A 23,264-nucleotide genomic window follows, 5' to 3' on the forward strand; every position below is an offset into this window, starting at 1 on the left:
CTATGACAAACAGTAGCCGTTTTTTACGCGAAGAAGTTCACAGCTTGGCAAAAAGTCCTCCACTAAAGTGGCCTATTTCCACTCTTAGTAGAGGACTTACTCAGGTTCGTACCAGTTACAGTTTGCCGAGTAAAATCAGCAGGATTCTGCGCAGGGGTTCTGCGGCGCCCCAAAGCAGCTGATCCCCTACAGTAAAGGCGTTTAAGTACTCTGGACCAACGCTCAATTTACGCAGTCGACCAACAGGAATATCCAACTTTCCGGTAACTGCTGTTGGCGTCAGGTTCTGCACCGTAGCCTCACGCTCATTGGGCACCACATTTACCCAGTCGTTGGCACCATTTAACAATTGTTCAATGTCGGCAAGTGGCAAATCTTTTTTCAATTTTATGGTGAAAGCCTGGCTGTGACAGCGCATGGCACCGATACGTACGCAAGTGCCGTCCACAGGAATCGGGGTTTCGGTCTGTAAAATCTTGTTTGCTTCAACTTGCGCCTTCCACTCTTCGCGGCTCTGGCCACTCTCCAATTGAGTATCGATCCAGGGCAGCAAACTGCCCGCCAGTGGCGCGCCAAATTCTGCAGTGGGGAATTCTGCTGAGCGCATATCTGCTGCTACTTTGCGATCAATCTCCAGAATGGCGCTGGCGGGGTCGGCCAGCTCTGTTGCCACACCATCGCGCAGCGCACCCATCTGCGCAATCAACTCGCGCATATTGCGCGCACCGGCACCGCTGGCCGCCTGGTAAGTCATGGCGGTAACCCACTCGACCATGCCCGCCTTAAACAGTCCACCCAGAGCCATCAACATCAGGCTCACGGTGCAGTTGCCACCGATAAAGCTTTTCTGTCCGGCATCAATCGCGCGATCAATCACATCGCGATTAACCGGGTCCAGCACAATCACAGCATCATCCTGCATTCGCAGGCTGGAAGCCGCATCAATCCAGTAACCCTGCCAACCGGCCTCGCGCAAGCGGGTAAAAACTTCCTTGGTGTAATCACCACCCTGACAGCTGACAATCGCATCCAGCTGGCTCAGTGCATCAATATCGTAAGCATCGCCCAGTGGCGGCAGGGGCCTGCCGATGTCCGGCGCCGTGCCTCCGGCGTTGGAAGTTGAGAAAAAAACCGGTTCGGCGATATGGGCAAAGTCGTCCTCTGCTCGCATGCGCTCCAGTAATACCGAGCCGACCATGCCGCGCCAGCCGATAAAACCTATTTTTTGCATTGCGGTGTCCTGTATGTGAGGTGGTCAAAGTGCGCCGCCGGGAAAGCGGCGCGATAGTGGAATCGAAACTTAAAGTGCGGCTACAACGGCAGCGCCCATCTCTGCGGTAGAGACTTTCTGGCAGCCGTCGGTATAAATATCGGCAGTGCGCAAACCCTGCTCCAACACCTTGCTCACTGCTGCTTCAATCGCATCTGCCGCCTCGTTCATATCGAGGGAATAACGCAACATCATGGCAGCAGACAAAATAGTCGCCAGCGGGTTGGCGATACCCTGGCCTGCAATATCCGGAGCGGAGCCATGGCACGGCTCGTAAAGACCAAAACCGCTTTCGTTCAAGGAGGCGGAGGGCAACATACCAATGGAACCGGTAAGCATGGCGGCAGCATCGGAGAGGATATCGCCAAACATATTGCCAGTTACCATCACATCAAACTGCTTGGGCGCCCGCACCAATTGCATCGCCGCGTTGTCCACGTACATATGGGACAGCTCTACATCGGGGTATTCCGGAGCCAGACGATCCAACACCTCGCGCCAGAGCACTGTCACTTCCAGTACATTGGCTTTGTCGACAGAACAGAGTTTGCCATTGCGCTTTTGTGCCGCCTCAAAGGCAGAGCGGGCAATGCGTTCAATTTCTGATTCGCTGTACACGTAGGTGTTAAAGCCCTGGCGCTCGCCATTTTCCAGGGTCTTGATACCGCGCGGCTCACCAAAGTAAATACCGCCGGTTAACTCGCGCACAATCAGAATATCCAAGCCAGCGACCACTTCAGGCTTTAGCGAAGAAGCATCGGCCAGTTGCGGGTAGAGAATCGCCGGGCGCAGATTCGCGTAGAGGCCCAGGCCGCTGCGAATTTTTAACAGGCCTTTTTCCGGGCGAATTTCCCGCTCCAGGGTATCCCACTGAGGGCCGCCTACCGCGCCGAGCAGCACCGCATCGCAATCACCCGCCGCCTTCAGAGTTTCGTCAGTCAGAGGCTCACCGTGGGTATCGATAGATGAGCCACCTATCAGGCCCTGCTCAAAGCTGAGCCCCAGATTGAATTTTCCCGATGCAACTTCCAGCACCGCCATGGCCTGTTCAACAATTTCCGGACCAATGCCGTCACCGGGCAGAATCATTACTTTTTTCGTCACAGGAATTTCCTTTAATTATTGAACCGCATCAAAAAGCCAGGGGGCTTTCTCTCGGCGCGCCTGCTCATAAGCGCGAATATCGTCGGCGTGCTCCAGGGTCAGACCGATATGATCGAGACCATTTAGCAAACAGTGCTTGTAGAAGGCATCCACTTCAAATGGAATCAGCTCGCCACAGGGCTTGCGCACATGCTGCTGTTCCAGGTCGATGGTGAGCGCATAACCCTCCTGCCCGTGTGTTTCTTCAAACAACTGGTGCACTACATCTTCCGCCAGGACAATTGGCAAAAGACCATTTTTAAAACAGTTATTGAAAAAGATATCGGCAAAGCTGGGCGCGATAATTGCGCGGAAGCCGTGATCTTCCAGTGCCCAGGGCGCGTGCTCACGGCTGGAACCGCAGCCAAAATTCTCCCGTGCAATCAGCACTGAACCACCCTGGTAGCGGGGGAAATTAAGGGGAAAGTCCAGATTGAGCGGACGGCCAGAACAGTCCTGCCCGGGAACCCCCTCATCCAGATAGCGCAACTCATCAAACAGGTTCGGGCCAAAGCCAGAGCGCTTAATAGATTTCAAAAACTGCTTGGGGATGATCAGGTCGGTATCCACATTGGCCCGATCCATCGGTACCACGAGACCTTCGTGCTGGGTAAACGCTTTCATCAAACCATCTCCTCTTCCAGCTGTACCGGTGCCATCTCTCGCACATCGACAAAGTGGCCGGCAATTGCAGCCGCTGCCGCCATACTGGGACTCACCAGATGCGTGCGGCCACCGTAACCCTGGCGCCCTTCAAAGTTGCGGTTGGAGGTGGAAGCACAGTGCTCTCCCGCCCCCAGCTTGTCCGCATTCATCGCCAGACACATGGAACAGGACGGTTCGCGCCACTCAAAACCGGCTTCAACAAAAATCTCGTGTAACCCCTCGCGCTCAGCCTGGGCTTTTACGGCCTGGGAGCCCGGAACAATCAGCACCTGCTTGACGCTATCCGCCTTGTAACGGCCCTTGGCAACTTCTGCTGCTGCGCGAAGATCTTCAATCCGGGAGTTGGTGCAGGAGCCGATAAATACGCGATCCAGTTTGATATCACTGATATTCTGCCCGGCGTTCAACCCCATATATTCCAGCGCTCGCTCCATGCCCGTACGCTTGGTGGCATCGCTCTCGTCACTGGGAGTAGGCACCTGGGCGCTGATCGGCGCCACCATCTCAGGGGAAGTGCCCCAGCTGACCTGCGGCTCAATATCCTCACCGACCAATACCACGACTTCGTCGAATACCGCATCGTCATCGGAGTGCAAGTGGCTCCAAGCCTCAACTGCGCGATCCCACATTTCGTCTCTCGGCGCGTAGGGCTTGCCTTTCACGTAATCGAGAGTGATCTGGTCTACCGCCACCATCCCCGCGCGAGCACCGCCTTCAATGGCCATATTGCACACGGTCATACGGCCTTCCATGGACATGTTGCGGATCACTTCGCCGCCAAACTCGATCGCGTAACCGGTACCGCCAGCAGTACCGATTTTGCCAATGATCGCCAGCACCACATCTTTTGCCGTGACACCTGGGCGCAGCTGGCCGTCGACGCGAACCAGCATATTCTTCATTTTCTTCTGGGTAAGGCACTGGGTAGCCATCACGTGCTCCACCTCAGAAGTGCCAATACCGTGGGCCAAGGCGCCGAGCGCCCCGTGAGTGGAGGTATGTGAGTCGCCACAAACCACCGTCATACCCGGCAGTGTCGCACCTGTCTCAGGCCCGATCACATGCACAATACCCTGCCCCGGCTCATTGATGCCGAACTGGACTACATCAAAGTCACGGCAGTTTTCATCCAGGGTCTGTACCTGGATTCGGGAGATATCATCACGAATACCACTGACGCCAGCGGCGCGCTCGGCCGCCTCGGAAGGCACATTGTGGTCGGGAGTGGCGACTAGCGAATCCTTGCGCCAAGGTTTGCGACCAGCCAGACGCAGGCCTTCAAACGCCTGGGGGGAGGTCACCTCGTGAATCAGGTGGCGGTCGATATAGATAAGTGAGGAGCCATCATCACAGTTCTTGATCAGGTGGTCCTGCCAGAGTTTGTCGTAGAGTGTTTGCCCTGCCACAGCCATTCCTCTCATTAGTTAAGAGCCTGAGTCTACCCAGACCCACCAAATAACACCAATTTATATTTATTATCTAAAGTATTCCTAAATGGAATTCGAAAGCCAAACTGGGGTAAGATCCATCTTCTGGCGTCTCGGCCATTTACACAGGGGCTCAATCGGGGCCTTTATCGACAAACCACTTCAGGGGAAACAGCTTGGAACTACAGTGGCTGCGGGCATTTCTGGCAATCGCCGAACAGGGCTCGGTATCCGAAGGCGCCGAGCTGCTACACCTGACCCAGCCCGCCATGAGTAAGCGCCTGGCTGCCCTGGAACAGCAACTGGGCTCCCCGCTGTTCGATCGTATTGGACGACGATTGCAGCTCACCGATGCCGGCCGCGCCCTGCTGCCCCGCGCCCGCCATATACTCAATGAGATCAGCGACACCGAGCGGGAATTGCGCGCATTGAGCAACTCGGTCAGCGGCAGCTTGCGTATCGCCACCAGCCATCACGTGGGTCTACATCATCTACCTCCAGTGCTGAAAGAGTTCAGTTTCCGCTACCCACAGGTTGCCTTGGACATCGATTTTGTCGACTCGGAACAAGCTTACGAAGCCCTGATGGCCGCCAAATATGAATTGGCCGTGGTCACCCTGGCACTTAAGGAGTATCCGCACCTGAATGCCGAAGTGATCTGGCCCGACCCCTGTGTTGTGGTGGCGGCCCCGGACCACCCCCTGGCAAAATTGCCGGAACTGGAACTCACCGACCTCGCCAACTATCCAGCCATACTGCCGGATATGAATACCTATACCGGGCGCCTGATCAAAAGAGAGTTTGATGCCCAGGGGTTAAAACTCACCGCGAAGCTGGCAACCAACTATCTGGAAACCATTAAGATGATGGCCTGTGTCGGTCTCGGCTGGAGTGTTCTGCCCCACACACTGGTGGACAGCAGCCTGGCAGTGCTGCCAGTCAAAAAGCTGCAAGTACTGCGAAACCTTGGCGTAATCAGTCACCGGGGCCGAACACTGAGCAATCCCGCCAGCGCGCTACAACAGATGTTGTTCGAAGCAGCTATTTAGTGAGGCAGGAAAAAAGCGACCAATTTACTAACAGGCAATACCCAAACGCACCATTTTTACCAGTGCAAAACGTTAAAGATTTGTAAAAATGTGCAACTTAGCCACGGCACGGGAAAAATTTATCTGTAAACTCCGCGACAAATTCATCACGGAGTGAAGTCAATGAAGAAATCCGCACTTGCCTTGAGTACCCTCCTCGCCTGCGGCACCGCAAGCGCAGATACTATCCTCGGCCTTGATGCTACTGCCGGCGCATGGCTGCCAGGCTATAGCGGTAATATCGGTACCGACGAATACAAGCTGGATAACCTGTCCCTCTCGGAAGATAACATTACCTTCCTGCAGGTTGCCCTGGAACACCCCATTCCCCTGGTGCCCAATGTGCTTCTGGCCCACAGCAATATCGATACCGACGGTGACGATACCCTGGCCACCTCCGTTACTTTTGATGATGAAACCTTCACTGCCAATTCAGAAATCCGCACAGATCTGAACCTCAGCCATACCGACGCCACTCTTTACTACGAAATTTTGGACAACTGGGTAAATCTGGATCTCGGTTTGACCGCGCGTATGTATGACGGTGAATTTACTGCAGTGAGCGATACCCAGGCAGAGACTGTTGACCTCACGGGCTACCTGCCTATGGCCTACGGCATGGCGCGCTTTGATCTTCCATTTACCGGCTGGTCTGTAATTGCCCAAGGCAATGCAACGGCCTACCGTGGCGATACCCATACCGACCTGACAGCTAAAGTGCGCTGGGATTTTGTACCAGCTGTCGACTTTGCTATCGAAGCTGGTTACCGCGTAATGACTCTCGATCTGGAAGAGCTCGACGACTTGCAGAGCGATATTGAAATCAAAGGACCATACATCGGTTTCAACCTACATCTGTAAGCAATCCACCTAGGATTGCTGTTCGCGCTCCCCAAAAACTTTTGCAGCACTAACGCCTGTGAGGTATAGCTACCTCGCTCAATCTGCACTAAGGTGGCCCAGAAGGGGAGCGCAATTCAAAGGCAGGGCCATGAATCCATTACTCGAAAAACTCGGAATTTCCCATCCCATCTTTGCAGCACCCATGGCCGGGGTATCCACACCCGCTCTCGCCGCCGCTGTATCCAATGCAGGAGGACTCGGCTCACTTGGGCTCGGCGCCTGCTCAGTAGAAAAAGCCGCAGATGAAATTCGTTGTACTCACGACCAGACCGAGCACCCCTTTAATGTAAACCTCTTTTGCCACCAACCCCCGACAAAAGATCCCCAACGGGAGCAAGCCTGGCTTTCCCATCTCGCCCCACATTTTGCCGCCTTCGATACACCGGTTCCCAAGTTGATCAATGAACCCTACTCAACATTTATCGACAATAAGGCCATGCTGGAAGTTTTGCTCGAGCAAAAGCCACCGGTTGTCAGCTTCCACTTTGGCCTACCGTCAGAGGAGTTTATCGCCGCACTAAAAGGTGCAGGGATTATCTTGATGGCCACGGCAACCTCCCCTCAAGAAGCCAAACTGGCTGAGGATGCTGGTATCGATGTTTTAATTGCCCAAGGTATTGAAGCTGGTGGGCATAGGGGGGGCTTCCACCCAGAGAGCGACCAGGAAATTGGAACTCTGGCCTTGGTGCGATTGCTGTGTTGCCACAGCAGCTTACCAATCGTTGCTGCGGGTGGCATTATGGATGGCGCTGGCATTCGCGCTGCACTATCTCTCGGAGCCAGCGCCGTGCAAATGGGAACCGCATTTGTCCTCTGTCCGGAATCTGCGGCCTCCGACAGCTACCGCAGCGCCTTGCAAAGTGAGCGCGCACAGCACACAGAGATTACCGCCAATATTTCCGGGCGCCCCGCTCGCGGTATCAGCAACCAATTCTATAAAGCACTAAGTAAGGGCGCTCCCCCTCTGCCGGATTACCCGATCGCTTACTCCGCGGGCAAAGCCCTGGCTCAGGCAGCTACAAAAGCGGGCAATGACGAATATGCCGTTCAATGGGCCGGACAAGGAGCCCCTCTCGCACGAGCCCTGCCCGCAGCCGGATTGGTGACAGCTTTAGTAGCGGAGCTGGAAGCGAGTAAATGAAGGGAGCTATTGGCAACTACCATTTATAGAGCTGCACAATTAAAGAGATACAATCTCCGAACACCACCCTTCATCATCGCGCTCAACGCAAACTAGTTGGCTGGCTGTATCACTCGCGCTGACAATCTCACCTTCGGGGCCCCAAGCTGCACTACAGCCGGCTGTGGAATAACCACCTGTCGGCTGATTAAAGTTCGCAATAGCCACCAGTAAATTGTGCTCTAAAGCATAGTTTGCCAACTGTTGACTATCTTCCGGGTATCCCGTCGGAGTAATCAATACCCCCGCCACATAAACTGAAGCCCCCTGCTTTTCATAGGTGGCAACATGACCTGGGTTACAAACATCTGCACAAATAGCCAGAGCTACGGTCTCACCTTCGATGTTCAGTGATAGATATTCAGATCCGGGAACGAACCACTTTTCTTCTCCTGGGTGCAAATGTATTTTCAAATAAACAGAAATCTCACCCTGAGGAGAAAATACGAGCGAACCGATCGCAATACCATTCTTCTGGCGAATAGGCGCACCCGCAACTAGCCAAACACCACTGTCAGCTACCACCTCCGCTAGAGGGCTTAACTGTGGAGCGTCGATCTTAAGCGCTAATTGTTCAGCCAGATCCGGCTCATAACCAGTTAAAGAAAGTTCAGGAAACACCACAATAGAGGCCTTTTTCCTTACTGCGACTTTTACAGCATGGATATGTGACTCAATATTGCGTCCTATATTTCCTTTCACTGACGGCAACTGTGCCAATGCCAGTTTAAACCTGCCCATCATCCCCCCCTTCAGATCACCACTTAAATACAACATGAACCGAATAAATTACTGTATATGTTACACCACAAGTAATAAGCATCGATTCTTGATTGTGTTAATTTTTAAGTTTCTTCCAGCTATAGAATCCCTATCTTTAAATAAATAACCTACATTTTCTTCAGGTATCTATTTAAAAATAAAATAGTTGACTGAAAAAATAACAACCAGCCAAGATAAATGTTTAGACTCTAATCTTAGAGAGTTTGCATTAAGAGCAGCGGACACAAGAATCAATCCACAGCAGCTAGCACTGACAATTGGGAAACGGCAGGTTACTGAGTCAGCGCTCATTTCCAGCAAGCGTTGCATCAACCATCTCCCCGCATGATCCAAGATAGTTATGAGGGTCAAGAAGTTGATCTAACTCCGCATCAGAGAGAGCCCCCGACACCTGTTTATCTTCCTTTAACAAGTCAGAAAAAGGACGACCCGTCTCCATTGCCTGGCAGCAAATCTGGTAAACCAAATCGTGGGCATTCTCACGCCCCAGTTTCGGTCCCAGTCCCATCATTACAGCCTCAGAGAGCACTAAACCTCCTGTCATTTCCAAGTTTCGCATCATTTTTTCTGGAAATACCTGAAGTCCTTCTAGCGCAAAACGTGCCTGGGATAATATCGATGCGGTAAGGCAGAATATTTCCGGCAGAACAATCCACTCTATCTCCCACGGGCCCGTAGCCCGCTCATGGTCTTCAACCATCGCTTCCAGCAAAGAGGCAACCTGCTGTCTAACCACTGGGACAGTACCGCTGATAAGAACTGCTGATAGAGGGTTGTGCTTTTGGGGCATTGTACTAGACGCTCCCCGGCCAGATATAAGAGGCTCCGCCACCTCCCCGACTTCTGTCTGTGCCATTAGTTTTATATCGAGGGCTATTTTTCCCAAGGTGCCAGTAATCAGCCCCAATAGACAAGCCACTTCGGTAACACGATCTCTCATCGTATGCCAGGCGATACAAGGGACTCCGAGATCGAGTTCCTGCATAATTCCTCTTTGAACTTCTAGCCCCTGATGCCCCAGGGAAGAAAGATTACCCGCCGCACCACCAAATTCCCCTACAAACGCCCGAGACTTTATCTCTTTTAAGCGCGATTGATGGCGATGAATACCAGCCAACCAAACAGCCGCCTTGTAGCCGAACGTTATAGGTACCGCTTGTTGAAGATTGCTACGCCCAACCATAGGCGTATCCCTGAAACGCTTGGCCAGGCTCGCTAAAGCATCTGCTATCCCATTGACCTCCGTCTCAACAATTTCAAGCGCCGCCCTAATCTGTAAGACGGTTGCCGTATCCGTAATATCTTGAGTAGTAGCCCCCCAATGACACCACTGACCTAAATCTCTACTACACAGTGACACTAGCTGCTCTACAACACCCAGCACCGGGTAACCAATCAGCTCCGTTTGCTCCTTGAGCTTTACAAAATCTATCTGCTTGGCATCACAGTGTTGAGTAATGTCCTCTGCAGCCTCTGCAGGGATTATTTTTAACCGGGCCTGTACTTTAGCCAGCGCCGCTTCAACATCGAGATAGCGCTGAACACGCTGTTCATCCGAGAAAATCTTCCGCATTGCTGAAGTACTAAAAATATCGCAAAAAACGACAGAATCAATCGCGGTTGCTCTCATATCAAATCACGCTTAACAAGATGCCTAGACGCCAACAGGATCAAAACCACAACAACATCAGATTAGCTAAGGAAGAGATATTCTAAAAAATTAACCTAAGAATCGAGGCGCCAAGAATATGGGGAACTAGAGGCGCCGCTAATCAAGCACATTAATCCAACCTAAGAGAATTGAATACAACAAGCTAAAACATACTCCTGATTACATTACCCCCTATCTAAACAGCATCCTAAAGCGAATTTAATCCATTAAATTCAACCCCAAAAAATAAGTTTTATTTGACATATATCAACTCTAAAAACAAAAGTACTGCTAACCTGAGCCTGCATGAAAAATATAAATAAAATGTGAATTATGAATATTCCATCTCAAAGAAAAGACCTTGACGCTCCTCCTCCAGCTTTGCATACTCAACTAAGCAACAAAACCAAACAATAAAAAACTGCCAGCATGCCCACCCAAAATAAGCTGCAGAATACAAAAAACTACCAAATGGACTTCCTGGTAACGACTAATTTTATATATTTAAAATGCTAGCCTTATCAAAACAGCAATTAAACTTAAATAATTAAAGCCGCAGATACCTAAAATTTCACCAGCCATGTAGTAAACACCAATACACACACCACTGCATAGCATACTTTATCCCTAAAATTGAAGGAGCAGTTCGGGATGAACTTACCACTATCAACTGAAACCATCTATAACAAACAAGCTCACAGCTGGAACCGCTCTGAGAAAATCCTACTCAGTGATTTCACCGCTCGCCCCAAAGTTTTGGAAGCAATCGGAGATATCTCCGGGAAAAACATATTGGATATGGGCTGCGGTGAAGGCTATGTATCCAGGATGCTACTTGATAAGGGAGCAGGTTCAATCTTTGGAGTTGACTCTTCTTCAGAGATGATTTCCCAGGCAAAGAAAACGGCTTCTGCTGGAAACTTGACGAAAGCAGAATATGCAGTTGGAAATGCGGTTACATTTACAGAATTCCCTAGAGATAAATTTGACCATGCTATCGCTGTATTTCTTTTCAACTATCTAACCATAGAAGAAATGACAAAAGTGATAAGCAAGGTCAAGAATCTACTAAATAAAGGGGGTACCTTTATTTTTACAGTGCCCCACCCTTGCCTGCCATTCATGAGGGAAGAAGTTCCTCCGTTCTACTTTCAACACGGCAACATGACTTATTTAGATGGTATAGATCAAACATTTGAAGGAAAAATATGGCGCAGAGATGGAAAACCAGTTTCAGTGCGATGCGTGCATAAAAATTTTTCACACTATTTTGAAGCTCTGGCACAAGCTGGTTTTAAATCCCTACCAACTGTTCAAGAACTCTCAGTGACTCAAGAGCACCTCGACCTAGATCCAGATTTTTTCTCACCACTAGCCGGCTATCCACTACACGTATTATTTAAGGTGCAAGTAAATGACTAACTTAGCCCCATGTGAAGTAGTTCAAGCTCAAGCCTGGACTGCTAATGATATGACCGCAACTTCCAACTGGAAGTTTCTGTGGCCTTCAAACTGGAAATCTGAGGTCGAGGCTTTGGAGAGCTGGGCCAAACAACAAAACAACCCGATTGAAAATCTGACCCAAGAATCAGTTGCCACACCTGAGTTCGACCAACTTGCCAACCAGATAAAAAATGAAATAGAGCATGGTAGTGGTGTGGCATGGATACAAGGCGAGGAATCATTAAGCAAGCCAACGCTTAACCTACTATTTCTAAAGCTTAGCCTGGCAATGGGCAATACTATAGATACTTATGGCCGGCTTTATGGGATTCTCGACACAGGAAAAGACTACACTAGCGAAGCTATTCCTGTGTCTCAGACAAATGCACCCACTGGCGTCCATACTGATAGCTCACAACGTACCGTACAACCAAAGATACTTGGATTATGCTGCCTTACTCCGGCAGTTGAAGGTGGAAAATCGAAAATCGTTTCTGCGGCTCAAGTTCATGAAAACTTGCGAAAAACCGCTCCACAAAAACTAGAGATCCTGTACAACAACTATATTAGAGATTTAGTTACTCCAGGCAGTGACAAAAACATAAAAAGCATACTTGAGAACTGTTTTCCTATTTTCGAATATTCAAACGAAAAGCTCAGCATTCGTTATATGCGGTACTGGATTGAGAAAGGCCATCAGCGCGTGAACCAGCCTTTATCAAAAGAAGTACTTAAGGCTCTGGATATACTAGATAAGGAATTAAACAGTGCGGAGAATACATTAAGCTTCTACATGAACTCTGGAGATATGGTCTTCGTTGACAACACCAAAGTCCTACATGATCGGGATGGATTTATTGATACTCCGGATCAGAAGCGGGTTTATACCAGGGTATGGATTGATTAGGCTCCATCTAATCAACCCATAAACCATATACTCTTTAGCAGAACACCATCACTTTGTGAGCTAATAATTTGCGAAATGCTGATTGGCAGCCTAAGAAAAACTGGAGAAGTACTTTAAACACTTCTCCAGCTTTAACGGGTGAAAGATCTCCCCGCAAAAATTTCTATTAACTTCCAATTAAACCTAACGATACCGGATACCTACTATAGGCAGGCTAGTCATTTTATTAACACCTCAAACACCGGACTTATGAAGTTGGAGGATTTTTTGGGCAAAACTAGGCCAGCTTTTCAAAGCTTCTTGTTTTAACTTACATGGCTTCCCTTGCCTGATTTTTACCCCTGCATGCAGCACTTGCTGATATGGAGCTACAAGGTATCACAAACGCTGTATTTGAACGTGCTGAATTTTACCGCCATATACAACCACATCTTCCAAGCCGGAATACTCTACTTTTTCTCCAGCATGTGTTTCACCTGTAAAGTTAAAATTGAAATGAACTATCCCGGGTTTGGTTTCTGTAACACTGCATACTTCCCACTCAAGCTTTGAAAACATACCATGATGAAGCCTCTGCATAGACATAATGTCATTCACACCTAAGAATAGATCTCCTTTTCCTGACCTGAATGTGGAGCTTTCACAAAATAGCTTTGTGATTTCATCAAAGTTACTTTCGTTTGAGAGTTTGAAATAATACTCTGCCACTTCCAAAGAACTCATCATCTTTTATTCCTCTCGATTACACATATCTGAGTTGTAGCATAGACCTACTCATAAGCGCAACGCTTTACTCAGGCCATCACCATGGTAAAGCTGCTTTGGTCTACAGCACAAAGCGAGCAGAACATAGGATTCAGCAATTTGTTATGCTTTACTCCAAATAATTGAAAAAACAACCCACATGAATATAGGAGTATTGATTCCTAGTGATAAAACACCAAAATATTGAAAACATTTAAGCTTGGGCTTCCATCTGCTTTTGTAAATTTTACTAAATCGAAACGGTTCGTCAATTTCCTTACTTGAAATAAACATCGAAGTTATCATTATCAAAGCAGCGACAACCAATATGATTGATTTTATCAAACCACTCAGTTGAGTAAAAATCACAACCCACCAAGAAATCGGAACTACACACCCAACAAAAAAACCTAACGCAAATAATGCTCTATATTTCATCCGACCTTTTAAAAATATAACAATTCAAACACATGTGTGCGTTAGCACGTCTGTCAGATTTGATTTGATTTACTAAAGCTTGGGCAGACCTTACACACAACACCCCAATCAGCCGACTGAATTAGTGGTCGACAGCTTTAAATTGTTATGACCTTTCGCACACAGAAAATATGCCCACGCAATTAGTATGATTTGCAGTGGCGCACGTAATAACAAATAAACAGGCCCCCATTGATGCCCGCCAAGACCAATACCGTTTAATGCCGCATAAATATTTGCAGGAAAGAAAATAATGAAAACTACAATAGCAAGCCATGCAGCATGGAGTTGATATCTTGGCACAAAAAGAGCAATACCTATCAATAGCTCAATCAATCCAGTGAGATAGATTATCGCTAGGCGAAAAGGAACCCAAGACGGTAACATTTCCACCATGCCCTCCGTTTTAACAAAGTGCCCAACGCAGAAGAATATGAAGGTTATTCCCAATCCCCAATAGGCGTACTTTTTAACATTCAGAGGCATGCCGCTAAACTTTGAATAAATAAAAGAGATACCTAAGGGACTAGACAACAGTAAAAGAATAATTATTGGAGTTACCATAGTTTCCTCATAACGCTAAGCTCACCCACAGAGACGCATTCGCGCTGGAGCCGGTGACAGCGCCTTGTGTGGTTGTTCTTGCCCGATTCTGATATTGAAAGTACTTTTCGCTAACGGGTAAATTGGGAGCCATCTTCGGTGGCCACCGAAGACCCTGTTAGTTACAGTTCATTGCTGAACCGATTAGTTTATATAGACCATTAAAGAGTACGAACGTGACAGATATCCGCAAGGCACAACTAAGATAGTTATGTGTATCTCAAGCCCAAATAGCAAGGTAGAGATAGCTTATCGCATGGAACCTCAACTGATCAATATCGGAATTGATACCGGTAATAAATAACTCGATATTCATGTAAGATCTACAGGCCAATTCTTTAGTGTCACCAATATAAATTTCATTAAGTCATTAAGGACGCCTCTCAATCTCAAAGAATATTAGCAGAGTCTACAGAAAGACTCGAATTAGAGTTTATTTGCGCACGGAGAAAGCAGACTCCCCCCCCTAAATACGATCGTGAAAAATAACACCTACCGGGATAAAAGTATGGCTTAAAAAATTGACGAGCAACCATAGTCATTTGCTATGAGGGCCTCTCACTGCGATGTAACCCCAATGACCGAACTGATTGAGAGTGATTGTTTACAGCTGGGGGATACTCCCTCTGAGCAGCAATACTGGATAGTTATCGCCGTATAATAACCCGATGCGGGCATATGAAGTAAAACACTGGGTTGCTCACTGCCGACTTTATAATCCATAGAAGAGCTTGAAATTTTCTTTTTATCAAGCAATAGAAAGGTTTGAACCCGTCCCGCTAAGCAACTTTCGAGTTTGTTAGCAAACTCAAGCTGATATAGAAAAGTATTAACACTTCCAGAATCTATTTTTCCAACTTAATAGACAGCAAGTCAGCATTTACTCGTGTTACTTAAGTATTTTTAGGTGGGCAGAGGCCATACATTCGCCACAAAGCGCTAAAAATAAAAATTTTAGAACATGCTTAAACATAGCTGGTTTAGCTCATAATGGCGGATTCAGGCTCGCCAGGAGCGAAGCGCCACCTGTGTATTAAGGGGAGCGCAGCAACCTTACACTCAAAAGTACGTAGCTTTGGGTGTCGACTGGAACCCCTTGTTGTGTAGGAGGATTACCATATGATACTTGTAATTACTATTACTGCTACAATATACAAAACACCATTAATCGCAGTACGAATAGTTAACGGTGGGTCAGATTCTCTAGCGCTCAATTTCTTATATAGATAAATACTACTTAAGGAACCTCTGAATAATTCCAAGCCAATATTGGTAATATTCACCTACCCATCAAGACTACGATGAATTATGCACCAAGTCACCTTTGCCGAAGCAGAATATAAGCTAAAGCGCCGTATAACTCGCCGAGAGAAGTTTCTTTCTCAAATGGAAGCCCTCATCCCATGGCAGCGACTAGAAGCTCAGATCACTCCTTGCTATCCACAAGGCAAACGTGGCCGACAGCCATATCCATTGAGTGTCATGCTCCGTATTCATTGCATGCAGCTATTTTATAATCTCAGTGATCCCGCTATGGAGGATGCACTGTATGAAATTGAATCCATGCGTAGTTTTGCTGGATTGACTTTGAGCGGCCCAATTCCCGATGAAACAACGATTCTTAACTTTCGCCACTTACTGGAGCTCAATCAGCTAGGTGCAGCTCTTTTTGATGAAATCAACAAGCATCTTGCTGAGAATGGCATGGTACTGCGTGAAGGTACGATTGTAGATGCCACTATTATCTCTGCGCCAACTTCAACCAAGAATAAAAAGAAAAAACGTGATCCAGAAATGCATCAAACAAAGAAAGGCAATCAGTGGCATTTTGGAATGAAAATGCATATCGGGGTTGATGATGTGCTCGGAGTAATACATAGCATAGATACAACAGCAGCGAATTCGCATGATGTCACAACTACAGAGCGAGTTCTCCACGGGGAGGAGAAAAGAATCTGGGGAGACTCTGGGTACATTGGTGCGGAGAAACGTGAAGAGTTGAAAGAGCGGGAGGCGGATTGGTATATAGCAATGAAGCCGAGCAAGCTAAAAACTCTTCCAGGGCGTGATGCACTTCGTAAAGCGGAAAAGATCAAGGCGCAGATAAGAGCGAAGGTCGAGCACCCCTTCCGCTACATCAAACGGGTATTTGGTTATGACAAGGTCCGCTATCGGGGACTGGTAAAAAATACTGAGAGGCTGTGCTTACTGGCAGGCTTTACCAACTTAATAATAGGGAGAAAATACTTGGCTGCCTAGGGGTGGTTCGCCTGAAATCCACCTATTGAGGGTTTCAGATGAAAAATTAGTGGACTATTACGCGCAAATTACGCGTTTGTGCGTAATAAAGTGAATTTTTCAAGCAGCTCAGCTTAATTCTGGAAAAATGCTTCGTTGATCAGAGGGTCCTTAAGCTAACAAATACACATATCGTAGCAATTACATAATCTTGAACGCTAGGCACTGCCTTGTCTGTAAGAATATATGCAAAAAAAAGCAAAATACCTGATATAGGAAGCCCTATAGCTGTATATGCACTTAGCAGTACGTTTTTTGTTTCACTATTCACTCTTCACCTCGAACAAAACGCTTAAATTAGGTACTTCTTAGGCGTCATCAGGGTTTACAGGCTGTATGAATTTACTTGATATTATTCTGCCTCTTAAACCTGCGCACCTTTGTGCGGATATTTTTCATTGGAGATGAGGTATTAAACTGGATCATCCTCCCAAGGGTGTAACTTTTATACCAACTGTGCCCATAAAGTTCATCATTGCTCAATGAGTCTACAAGCTTCAGTATTTTTTGTATTGTAAACTGGAATTCTGTCAGCAACTGTTTATAAGACCAATCCTTATAGGATGCATGAAAGTGCTGCGCTAGCTTCCCAAGCTCATTCCAGCTGTAACCTTTTTCTGGAAAATCTACTTCGAGATTATTTACCCTAAGCTCATGCCATTTTAGGACAAGATTTCCCCAACCGATCAGGTATGAAATAGTATCAGAAACGCTTATTTCTGTATTTTTTATATTACCCTCAACACCAATCTTTCTCGAAAGCTCCTTGGGGACCCCCATATAATCAGCAAATAAATTTTCATAAGAATTTTCAATTGACGAGATTAATTCTTCTTTATTTTTCGAAATTGAAGACATAGCTATCAATGGTTACTCGATTACAGAGTATTTACATAACGCTCGCATTTACGGTGGGTGAAGTGTAGCTTAAGCCCTTCGATAGCGGCGAATAATATGTGCTTGTTCAGTGATTTACACCCACCATCACGGCACCGCCATCTCCACCAAAACCTCCTATATCACCACTGCCAAGGTAAGCGCCAGAGCTAAAGCTAAAGTTCTGGGTTATTCCAAACTTTACAGCTAACCACAGTACACTGGAAATTAGGACGCCAGTAAATACTAACGGAAAAAAATTGAGTTAAGCAAATTTTCGGAAGTAAGATCGATCATATACCAAGATCCGACTAGGCCGAAAAAATTAATTATGAATGATTTCATTTGCTCCCCTTGTACCAATTAACACCTTTGCGGAGACCCATAGGGCCGCAAACTCGCTGCCTGTGATTGTTATTTCTGTATACACTCGCCGTCCAGATTGTAGCTTATTTTGCGCTTCACGCCATGAACCGGGGCAGTTACGCCTATTAATTCCTTAGGCACTAACTTGTATTTCATAAGAGCTTTTCTAGCTGCCTCATCAAATACACCTTCAGGATAAGAATCTATGATTTTAACATTTTCAAAAAAACTACCAGGAATTACCGTCACTTCGAACTCTACCCAACCCTCTATGCAATTTTTAAGTGCCTCTAAAGGATAATTTGGCTTTACATAAATTATTGTTGCCGACGCAAATCCGGACACGAGAGAAATAGTGAGAATGAAAGTTATTGGAATGCTCTTCATGTTCTTATTCTCATAGCACTAAGATCAGCGGCGGCTTACTTCGTGAACATTTAACATGCATATTGGAGCGCAGCAACGGTATAAAAAGCGCACAAAGTAAAAGGTCAGCTACATTGCCTTGTTAAGGCTTTTGCCTGCTAAACGTAAATTTATTGCCATTTTCTACCAGCCCTCTAAAGAAATCCTTATCAATCTCGGCAATATGAGCCTTTACCATATAAGAACCATCCAAGCGAAGAATGAAAGTGTTACCTATTAACTCCCAAGCTCCTTCAAAAGGTAAAACCAAACAGCCTAGTTTTGGATAGTTTGTACACTTAAAAGTGTTGTCATATCTAAACTCACACTCGTCCCAGCCTGACTCACCATCAAATATACCCCCACTCCTATCCTACCCGGTGCCTACTAGATCCTGAGCTAAGCAAGTATTGCTACTTAGTAATAATAGAGTGACAAGCTTATTCATGAAGAACCTTAACGCCTTTAGTAGGTGCGGCCGCGTAGCAAACGTCACATGCTTAATTTTATTATGTGCATTCACCTACTGCCTTAATTGAAAAATGTACTGTACCTGCATGACTTGTCTTTTTATATAGGCACAGCTCTGAGCCTATTTTTACTTGGCCAGGAGAACTTACCCCCACATGAGCCAAGTTGCCGTTAGATAATTTGACCAAGAGCTTAGGCTCATTTCCAGTTTGGCTGCCATCATAAACCTGAGCATGCGCGACACCTGAAACAAGCTCAGTGCTTTTAGGAAAACCGACATATAGGAAGAGCACTCCAATTGCTAGCGTAACCAAGATTGCGAACAGAATGCCTTTGTGTTCGCAATACCAGAGTTCAACTGTCGCAAATATGGCTCGTTTATCTCTCATAGTCTAGACAATGCTGCCATTGCTTGTTAGCTTTTTTATTGAAAGTCCCCACGAGCTTTTAAAATACCATTTTTCTTCAAAAGAAACAGCTTATCGATATAGTTGCCGTAAACTACTACAGCAGAACTTCCCTCTATTTTGTAGTAAGGCTCAGGGAACTCGATCTTCACTGGCTTGATCTTCGTGTTCTTATTATATGAGTGGGCATAGTCATAAGCGGCATATGGAAGCCACGAGAGGCTGGAACGAACATCACCTACTCGTTAGCCTTTGCCACCAAGCTCGAACTTCTGATGCAACTCATAGATTTGCTCCGTAAGGATATTATTACAATTCTGAACCGAAATCCGAGCGCCTGACTTATCTCCAATAACCACATATCTTACCCCGACTTGAAAGTCGTATTTGCACGTACAGGCTGTATCAAGCTTTAGATAGATTTTTTCAATTCTATTTCCATTAAGATCTTCGACCTTATCAAATAGAACTTCAATAGATTCCATTCTTTCTTCATGCCCCTTTTCTTGCGATACGATAGCCTTTCGATATTGAACCTCTCCACGAAAGGTAAAATTCGACTCTTCTATTCTTTCAGATAATGTTTTCTTCGTATATTCAATCCAGCAGCTTGCCAGCCCACTTGGTGAGCATATCAATAGAGCTAAGACTACTAAGAATTTATTCATGGCTTAGAGGCTAACTTTGGGCGCTTTATATGCAAAAATGGGAGCGTAGCGACCGCGCATAAAGTGCACAAAGTTAGACGTCGGCCTGCAGCGCACTGTTAAATTTATTCTCCGCCGGCGCCTGAATCGGAGGCATCTGCACCGGCGGCCAGTATGCGCCCAGGAACCTTACCTACCAGCCACAAAGTATTACAACAATAACAATACTGGTAAATCGGATCTCCAGGGACTTTTCCATGTGGCTCTATCTTCCCTATACGCAATCGGCAATTTGGACACTTAAATACTTTAAATCTGAAATTGTTGATTGCGACCAGTATTGAGAAGAAAGATATTAACAGAAGTACCACCCCTCCAATAAATTTTCCTGCTTCTTGTGGGCCTACATGTGTATAAAGTTGACCCAACAAGAAAAAATGCAAAGCGCCAACAATTGCTATCGCCAGGAATATGGACCCATTACTTTTATTTGCCGTTTTTATTCGTGGTTCGTTCATGGTGAAATTTAACGCTTTGCTAAGGGACAGGCAAACCAAAGATTTGGCTGTCCCGCGTGAGCCGCGCCTTTTGCGGCTGGAGTGCACTTCAGCAACTTGTTAATTGTTGCTCTCAAGCCAATAAACTCCGTCATGTTGCCCAACTAAAATTTTATTGATTAATGGAATAAATATTTCAATATTACCACCAGGTTGATGCTCCTCTTCAATAGCCCCAGCGATAAACTCTTTCAGCTCTCTTCTATCCATTGAGGCTGATTTTCTAATTTCACCTTTATTATGTGGACGCACTCTATCAAAGCTAACAACATCACTACTCAAGGAATCTATTAGTTCGAAAATATCATCCTTATTCAAGTATTCCATATGAATTGAAACTTAACGTTCGCATTTGCGACGGCTGGAGCATAGCGTAAGCCGTCCGGCCACGATATTAGCGAACAACATGCGCTTGTTAAGTGATCTAACACCCACCATCACTACCCCCTCCATCTCCACCACCAAAACCACCAGAATCACCACTGTCAAAGTAACCACCAGTGCTAGAACCCTGAGTTATCCCGAACTCCACAATAAACCACAGCACACTGGAAATTAGAAAGGCTGTAAATAATAATGGAGCAAATACTGAATTAAGCGAGTTTTCGGAAGTAAGATCAATCATATACCAAGATCCAACTAAGCCGACAAGATTAATGATGAACGATTTCATTGGCCACCCTTGTATCACTTAACGCCTAAATATGAGGCGCATTGTTTTTAAACGCGAAGCGCTGTTAATGCGTCCTGCGGCGTAGCCGAAAACATAATTTTATTGTTAAGTGCCCGCATTTGCACGGCCAATAATTTTGACAGCTACAAGGGCTACAACACCAACTAAAAACTGTGCTGGAGGTATAAACACTAATAACCACCAACTTTCTCTACAAAACACATCATCAAATACAGCTATCTCGCAGCCCAATAAAGCCGATGGAACAACAATGAAATGAAAGCCCAGCATTAAAATGACCAAGCTCAATTTGGCTACTCTATTTCTAATTATGAAGAAAAAAAGAATGCCTAAGGCTATTACTCCTACATTTGTAGTCCAAAAAATGATCTCAGGTATCGAGTCGAATTCTTCCATGCCTATCCTTAGCACTTAACGCCTTGCTAACCGGCAGCCAAACCGAAGGTTTGGCTGCCCAGTGGAGGCCGCTTTTCGGCCGGAACGGTGGTTGAGCAAATTGTTTTACATTTATTGCACCACGCTAAGTTCCGGCATTAATTCAAGAGCAGTTTCTCTTGATGTTAAATAAAAATGAGTTGATGTGGTAAAGCCAATACCAATATTTGGCATATAGTAGGGACTACCAGCGCTCATAGAGTAATGAAGATAGTATGTCTCACCAGCTTCATAGTTTCCAGAAACAACACCGTCACCGCCGACCGAAAAGGGGTGCGTTTCTGCTGCTACTCTGTGCTGACCGGCGGGCAACTTATGTACCTGATATGAGTTATTGCTTAAGTTAGCAATCCTGCAATTATCAATAGAGAACGGAGTTGCGTAGAGTATGCCGTACATAGCTGAAGGACGGTATATGATAAGAGTTACTGCATCGTCACCTTCCGCGGTGGGAATGTCACAGTTTGGGCTGTATGTGGCACATCCAGATATAACTTGAATGAGAAACAGGATGATTGATAAATTTTTCATATTACCTCTGAATGTATAACGCCACAATAACCGAGCGTAGCTAAGCGTGGCATTGTGAGCAAAGCGAACCACGCTTAGCGGAGTCTGGTTGATTTTTTTGTTAACTGTGTTTACTGCAAACATGGTAAAGATGACCTGTAACCAATATTGGAACCACCATATAAATAACCACAAAATTGTTGATGCCAATAAAGCTTATTGCCGCTAATAACACTGCCAGGCTACCGCAAATAAGGTGAAACCGATATTTTTTGATAGAGTAATTGATATCTGGCCATATTAGCTTTTTTAGGAGCTGAATAAGCCCCCACATACCAATTGAACCAAGTAGGACCGAGCCAAGAATTAAAGCACCCATCACCTCGCCGTTGTATACCGCTGCCACGCTAAACGGCAACCCCATACCAACACCGATTAGCCAAAGCACCAGAATTGGCCCTAGACCAAATAAAACCTCACTTGAATACAGAATAGCTTTCATAATTAGGAACAGTTAACGCCTTGCGAAGGGGCGAAGTACGCAGCACTTTGTCCCGCTTCCGCAACTTGTTAACTGTGATGTGCTCATTGCCCTGCCTTGGTTTTACAGTGTGTGTAAATACAATCAAGTAAGCTATGTAGCTTTTGATTTACTGCGACCTCACTTTCGGGTTCTATATTGTGGCCATTTGCTGCACATATGTACAAATCACTAACGCTACCCATGCCTCCAAACTTACTCAGAATGGCTTGAGCCCCGGAGACACTATTTACTGCACTAAGCTTCCGGCTACGCACGCCATGCTTTGAAAGCAGAAGATTAAATGCATCAATTGCTTCGTTTAATTCCATAATTCTCGATTACAGTTAACGCCTGGCGCACAGGCGAGCCACGTAGTGGCGAGTCCAGCAGCCGCAGGCTGCGATTGTGCCGCCACTTGTTAAGTTATTTGTCGAGGCCAAAATAACAGCCTCCCTAAAAATAACAACCCCGCTGTATAAGTAAGTGCTAACGCAATATAATTTTTTTGATAGGCTTTGGCATGGCACTCAGGGTAAATGTCAATGTCTGGCGCGATATATGCTAGAGCACAACCTAGAGAAAAACCAAAAATTGCTCCCCAGGCTTTATGGCTTGGGGCTGCCGCGAAGCTATACCCGACAACTGTAATAGCTGTTATTGGACCTGCAATAGGCTCTTGCCAGCAGATGAAATAGCCCAGCAGCATTGAAGCAACCAAGGGCGTTACTATAGCTAATGCTAGCAGCCCTAGAAAATATAAAGTCCATTTTAAGTAAGTCATAGTTTGGTA

Annotated in this window: 26 protein-coding genes; 6 read left to right on the forward strand and 20 right to left on the reverse strand. The window is 46.3% G+C overall.

Features of this window, described 5'->3' with window-relative positions; genetic code table 11:
- Positions 1-115: 115 nt before the first annotated feature.
- The 4 genes from asd to leuC form a co-directional block, all read right to left on the reverse strand.
- A complete protein-coding gene (gene asd / locus ACJJIN_RS10950; protein ID WP_444898075.1) occupies positions 116-1,231 on the reverse strand; it encodes an aspartate-semialdehyde dehydrogenase in 1,116 nt (371 codons plus the stop codon).
- A gap of 69 nt (positions 1,232-1,300) precedes the next feature.
- Positions 1,301-2,359 carry a 3-isopropylmalate dehydrogenase gene (leuB, locus tag ACJJIN_RS10955; RefSeq protein ID WP_444898247.1) on the reverse strand — a complete coding sequence of 353 codons (1,059 nt, stop codon included), beginning with the start codon at positions 2,357-2,359 and terminating at the stop codon, positions 1,301-1,303.
- A 30-nt stretch (positions 2,360-2,389) separates the two neighbouring features.
- Positions 2,390-3,037: a 3-isopropylmalate dehydratase small subunit gene (leuD, locus tag ACJJIN_RS10960; RefSeq protein WP_444898076.1), complete on the reverse strand. Its 648-nt coding sequence runs from the start codon at positions 3,035-3,037 to the stop codon at positions 2,390-2,392.
- Positions 3,037-4,485: a 3-isopropylmalate dehydratase large subunit gene (leuC, locus tag ACJJIN_RS10965; protein ID WP_444898077.1), complete on the reverse strand. Its 1,449-nt coding sequence runs from the start codon at positions 4,483-4,485 to the stop codon at positions 3,037-3,039. Before leuC ends, leuD begins: the two co-directional genes overlap by 1 nt.
- Positions 4,486-4,682: 197 nt before the next feature.
- Here leuC and ACJJIN_RS10970 point away from each other — a divergent pair, with 197 nt between their 5' ends.
- From ACJJIN_RS10970 to ACJJIN_RS10980, 3 genes are all read left to right on the forward strand, one after another.
- Complete coding sequence (locus tag ACJJIN_RS10970; RefSeq protein WP_282931865.1) at positions 4,683-5,555, forward strand: LysR family transcriptional regulator; 873 nt, start codon at positions 4,683-4,685, stop codon at positions 5,553-5,555.
- Positions 5,556-5,717: 162 nt separating this feature from the next.
- A complete protein-coding gene (locus ACJJIN_RS10975; protein WP_413664944.1) occupies positions 5,718-6,455 on the forward strand; it encodes a TIGR04219 family outer membrane beta-barrel protein in 738 nt (245 codons plus the stop codon).
- A gap of 130 nt (positions 6,456-6,585) precedes the next feature.
- Complete coding sequence (locus ACJJIN_RS10980) at positions 6,586-7,638, forward strand: NAD(P)H-dependent flavin oxidoreductase (protein WP_444898078.1); 1,053 nt, start codon at positions 6,586-6,588, stop codon at positions 7,636-7,638.
- Positions 7,639-7,677: 39 nt separating this feature from the next.
- On the opposite strand, the gene ACJJIN_RS10985 is transcribed toward ACJJIN_RS10980, so the two are convergent.
- Together ACJJIN_RS10985 and pcaB are read right to left on the reverse strand one after the other, a co-directional pair.
- On the reverse strand, positions 7,678-8,418 hold the full coding sequence (locus ACJJIN_RS10985) for a carbon-nitrogen hydrolase family protein (RefSeq protein ID WP_444898079.1): 741 nt from the start codon (positions 8,416-8,418) through the stop codon (positions 7,678-7,680).
- 322 nt (positions 8,419-8,740) lie between these two features.
- A complete protein-coding gene (gene pcaB, locus ACJJIN_RS10990) occupies positions 8,741-10,090 on the reverse strand; it encodes a 3-carboxy-cis,cis-muconate cycloisomerase (protein ID WP_444898080.1) in 1,350 nt (449 codons plus the stop codon).
- Positions 10,091-10,762: 672 nt separating this feature from the next.
- Here pcaB and ACJJIN_RS10995 point away from each other — a divergent pair.
- Positions 10,763-11,533, forward strand: coding sequence for a class I SAM-dependent methyltransferase (locus tag ACJJIN_RS10995; protein WP_444898081.1), 771 nt, complete (start codon positions 10,763-10,765; stop codon positions 11,531-11,533).
- Complete coding sequence (locus ACJJIN_RS11000) at positions 11,526-12,461, forward strand: TauD/TfdA family dioxygenase (protein ID WP_444898082.1); 936 nt, start codon at positions 11,526-11,528, stop codon at positions 12,459-12,461. Before ACJJIN_RS10995 ends, ACJJIN_RS11000 begins: the two co-directional genes overlap by 8 nt.
- 378 nt (positions 12,462-12,839) lie before the next feature.
- Here ACJJIN_RS11000 and ACJJIN_RS11005 read toward each other — a convergent pair whose 3' ends face one another.
- Both ACJJIN_RS11005 and ACJJIN_RS11010 read right to left on the reverse strand, forming a co-directional pair.
- Positions 12,840-13,187 (reverse strand): hypothetical protein, encoded by a 348-nt coding sequence (locus tag ACJJIN_RS11005; RefSeq protein ID WP_444898083.1) that lies wholly within the window; start codon positions 13,185-13,187, stop codon positions 12,840-12,842.
- A 564-nt stretch (positions 13,188-13,751) separates the two neighbouring features.
- Entirely contained in the window at positions 13,752-14,246 is a 495-nt protein-coding gene (locus ACJJIN_RS11010) for a DoxX family protein (protein ID WP_444898084.1), read from the reverse strand.
- A gap of 1,347 nt (positions 14,247-15,593) precedes the next feature.
- On the opposite strand from ACJJIN_RS11010, the gene ACJJIN_RS11015 reads away from it, so the two are divergent.
- On the forward strand, positions 15,594-16,544 hold the full coding sequence (locus ACJJIN_RS11015) for an IS5 family transposase (protein ID WP_444895065.1): 951 nt from the start codon (positions 15,594-15,596) through the stop codon (positions 16,542-16,544).
- 381 nt (positions 16,545-16,925) lie between these two features.
- Here ACJJIN_RS11015 and ACJJIN_RS11020 read toward each other — a convergent pair whose 3' ends face one another.
- From ACJJIN_RS11020 to ACJJIN_RS11075, 12 genes are all read right to left on the reverse strand, one after another.
- A complete protein-coding gene (locus ACJJIN_RS11020; RefSeq protein WP_444898248.1) occupies positions 16,926-17,441 on the reverse strand; it encodes a ClbS/DfsB family four-helix bundle protein in 516 nt (171 codons plus the stop codon).
- 432 nt (positions 17,442-17,873) lie between these two features.
- Positions 17,874-18,212: a TonB family protein gene (locus ACJJIN_RS11025; protein ID WP_444898085.1), complete on the reverse strand. Its 339-nt coding sequence runs from the start codon at positions 18,210-18,212 to the stop codon at positions 17,874-17,876.
- A 527-nt stretch (positions 18,213-18,739) separates the two neighbouring features.
- Positions 18,740-19,090 (reverse strand): hypothetical protein, encoded by a 351-nt coding sequence (locus tag ACJJIN_RS11030; protein ID WP_444898086.1) that lies wholly within the window; start codon positions 19,088-19,090, stop codon positions 18,740-18,742.
- 35 nt (positions 19,091-19,125) lie between these two features.
- Positions 19,126-19,260 (reverse strand): hypothetical protein, encoded by a 135-nt coding sequence (locus ACJJIN_RS11035; RefSeq protein ID WP_444898087.1) that lies wholly within the window; start codon positions 19,258-19,260, stop codon positions 19,126-19,128.
- 93 nt (positions 19,261-19,353) lie between these two features.
- Positions 19,354-19,776 (reverse strand): hypothetical protein, encoded by a 423-nt coding sequence (locus tag ACJJIN_RS11040; protein ID WP_444898088.1) that lies wholly within the window; start codon positions 19,774-19,776, stop codon positions 19,354-19,356.
- Between the two features lie 596 nt (positions 19,777-20,372).
- Positions 20,373-20,630, reverse strand: a complete 258-nt coding sequence (locus ACJJIN_RS11045) for a hypothetical protein (RefSeq protein ID WP_444898089.1) — start codon at positions 20,628-20,630, stop codon at positions 20,373-20,375.
- A gap of 106 nt (positions 20,631-20,736) precedes the next feature.
- Positions 20,737-20,985 carry a hypothetical protein gene (locus ACJJIN_RS11050; RefSeq protein ID WP_444898090.1) on the reverse strand — a complete coding sequence of 83 codons (249 nt, stop codon included), beginning with the start codon at positions 20,983-20,985 and terminating at the stop codon, positions 20,737-20,739.
- Between the two features lie 105 nt (positions 20,986-21,090).
- Positions 21,091-21,402, reverse strand: coding sequence for a hypothetical protein (locus tag ACJJIN_RS11055; protein ID WP_444898091.1), 312 nt, complete (start codon positions 21,400-21,402; stop codon positions 21,091-21,093).
- 111 nt (positions 21,403-21,513) lie between these two features.
- A complete protein-coding gene (locus tag ACJJIN_RS11060) occupies positions 21,514-21,972 on the reverse strand; it encodes a DUF2846 domain-containing protein (protein ID WP_444898092.1) in 459 nt (152 codons plus the stop codon).
- A 100-nt stretch (positions 21,973-22,072) separates the two neighbouring features.
- A complete protein-coding gene (locus ACJJIN_RS11065) occupies positions 22,073-22,453 on the reverse strand; it encodes a hypothetical protein (RefSeq protein ID WP_444898093.1) in 381 nt (126 codons plus the stop codon).
- An 83-nt stretch (positions 22,454-22,536) separates the two neighbouring features.
- Positions 22,537-22,803 carry a DUF6966 domain-containing protein gene (locus ACJJIN_RS11070; RefSeq protein WP_444898094.1) on the reverse strand — a complete coding sequence of 89 codons (267 nt, stop codon included), beginning with the start codon at positions 22,801-22,803 and terminating at the stop codon, positions 22,537-22,539.
- 89 nt (positions 22,804-22,892) lie between these two features.
- Positions 22,893-23,255, reverse strand: a complete 363-nt coding sequence (locus ACJJIN_RS11075; RefSeq protein ID WP_444898095.1) for a hypothetical protein — start codon at positions 23,253-23,255, stop codon at positions 22,893-22,895.
- Positions 23,256-23,264 lie beyond the last annotated feature (9 nt).

The organism is Microbulbifer maximicatervae (SeqCode), assembly GCF_052467505.1.